1 protein-coding gene is annotated in these 2464 nt (G+C 24.5%); it reads right to left on the reverse strand.

Annotated features, from left to right (window positions below; all coding sequences use genetic code 11):
- On the reverse strand, positions 1–2252 hold a 2252-nt coding region (locus A9758_RS01170; protein ID WP_143740849.1), incomplete at its 3' end, for an Ig-like domain-containing protein.
- Between the last annotated feature and the right edge of the window lie 212 nt (positions 2253–2464).

A 2464-nucleotide genomic window follows, 5' to 3' on the forward strand; every position in this document is an offset into this window, starting at 1 on the left:
GTGGTTTTCTTAAGAATGTATGTAGTTATAGTTACTGGAACTTTATCTTTTACATTTACTGTATATACTTTAGTTTTACTGTTGTATATATTATTTCCAAGGTATTTTACTGTTATATTTTGTTTTCCTGCCGGTAATTTAAATGTTAATAAGCATTCACCATTTGTTAATGCTTTTGTAAGTAATGTTTTACCATTATTTATTATTGCAACATTACCATTTACTGTTGATTTATCTGCACTAGATACCATTACTTTAAATGTTGTATTTGAAGTTAAAGAGTTTAGGATGTATGTTGTTATACCTGTTTGAACTTTAGATACTTCAAATGTATATGCTTTAGATGCAGCTTTATAGTATTTATCTCCAAGATATTTTACTTCTACACTTTGTTTTCCTGCTGGTAAATTAAATGTTAATAAGCATTCACCATTTGTTAATGCTTTTGTAACAAGGGTAGTTCCATTTTTATTTACAATAGATATTTTACCAGGTACTTTTGTTTTATTAGTATCATATGCCATTACTTTAAAGGTAATGTTATTTGTTGTCTTTTTTAAGATATATGTTGTAAAACCAACAGTTGTTTTTGTTGTTGTAATGGAGTAAGTTTTAGAAGTTGGTACATACATACTATTTCCAAGATATTTTACTTCCACATCTTGTTTTCCTTCTGGTAATTCAAATACATATGTGTTTGCACCATTTACTAATGCTTTTGTAAGTAATACTTTTCCTTTATGTACTATTGAAACATTTCCTGTTGTTTTAGAACCATCAGCTGCTTTAACTGTTATGTGTAATGTAGTGTCTTTTACAGTTTTTTTAAGAATTTCTGTTGTAAGGGTTGTATTTATTTTAGGAACTGTTATTGTTTTTGAATCTGAAGAACTTGCATACATATTATTAGATTCATATACTGCTTTTAAATCATGCTTTCCTGGACTAATATTGAATATTATTGTTGCTTGACCATTTGACATACTTTTTGATGTTTTCTTATTATTTGCATATAATGTTACAATTCCTTCATTTAATGTTTTATTGTAGAAATTTATTCCTGTAACTTTTACTGTTGTATTTTTTGAATTTATATTTAATACATTTAATGTGATTTTAGTTGATACTTTCTGTCCAACAAATGTGTTATTTGAAATATATACATCATTTGTAATATCTTCTTGTGTATCATTTGATAGTTGAATATATTTTGTTTTTGTTTCATTGAAAAATGATGAATCTATTATTAATGTAGCATTTTTTAAAATACTTTCACTATATATTGTATTTGGTCCAACACCATCTGTGAATCTTGATTTATATATTTTTGTTCTTCCATCAGTACTTGTAATTGAACTTCCAGCATCTTTTACTTGATTTTTTGAAAAAGTACAATTTCTTATTGTAGTTGTTGTAGTTTCTGTACGATTTGCATCAGAGAATATTGCTCCTCCACTTTGTGCAACATTGTATATGAAATCACAATTTTCTATAGTAGCTATATTATGTGTTGATATTGCTCCACCAAAGAAAGAACCTGCATTATTTATAAATACAGAGTTTGTAACTGTTAATTGATTTCTATTATTTATTACTCCACCAACACTAGCTTCATTATAGAAGAATTTTGAATCTTTAACAACTGTTGTACCATAGTTATCTATTGCTCCACCATTATCTTCAGTATAACAATTTATGATTATAACATTATTTAGAACTAATTTATTCTTTGGATTTACTCTAATAAATTGATATTTAGTATCTCCATCAATGATATATCCATTACCATTGATTGTTAATAGAGAATTTGTTCCTTTAAGAACTAAATTTCCACCTAATGTAATATTATTTTTCAAAGATAATGTTTTTGTTTTTCCACTAGCAGAAGCAATATTATTTTTAAGATCATTGTATGTGTTTATAGAAATTTCTTGTGTAGCTGTTTTTAAATTTTTTTGTGTTTTATTATGTGTAGTTATTTTATCTTGCGTACTTGCCACTTTTTTGTTATTTTCTAGTTGTGATGTTGTTTTATCTGTAGTTTGTTGTACTTCTTTATTATTTTGTATTGCTATTTGTGTTTTTTCTGTATTTTTAGGACTTTCAGTAGTAACAACATTGGTATCACTTGTTTTTTCTACTTTTTCAAAGTTAATAGTATTGTTTGTATCAGCGGCTGATACTGCTGAAAGTAGTATTGTTAATGAAATAAGTGTAATTAATATAAAACATGTTTTATTATTAATTTTCATTAAAATATTTCCTCCATTTTTTTTATATTTTTTGAATTAATAAAAATAATTTTTTTTAAATTACCTAAATTCATTAATCCATGAATATAATTTATTTATTTTATTTAAAATAAGTTTTTATTTTTTAAATTATAATTGAAAATAAACTAAATACTTATTTTTTTATGATAGTATAAAAAATTTTATTTTAATAGTTATGTTATTATTTCGAA

The organism is Methanosphaera sp. A6 (assembly GCF_001729395.1).
In the GTDB taxonomy this organism is placed as follows: domain Archaea; phylum Methanobacteriota; class Methanobacteria; order Methanobacteriales; family Methanobacteriaceae; genus Methanosphaera; species Methanosphaera stadtmanae.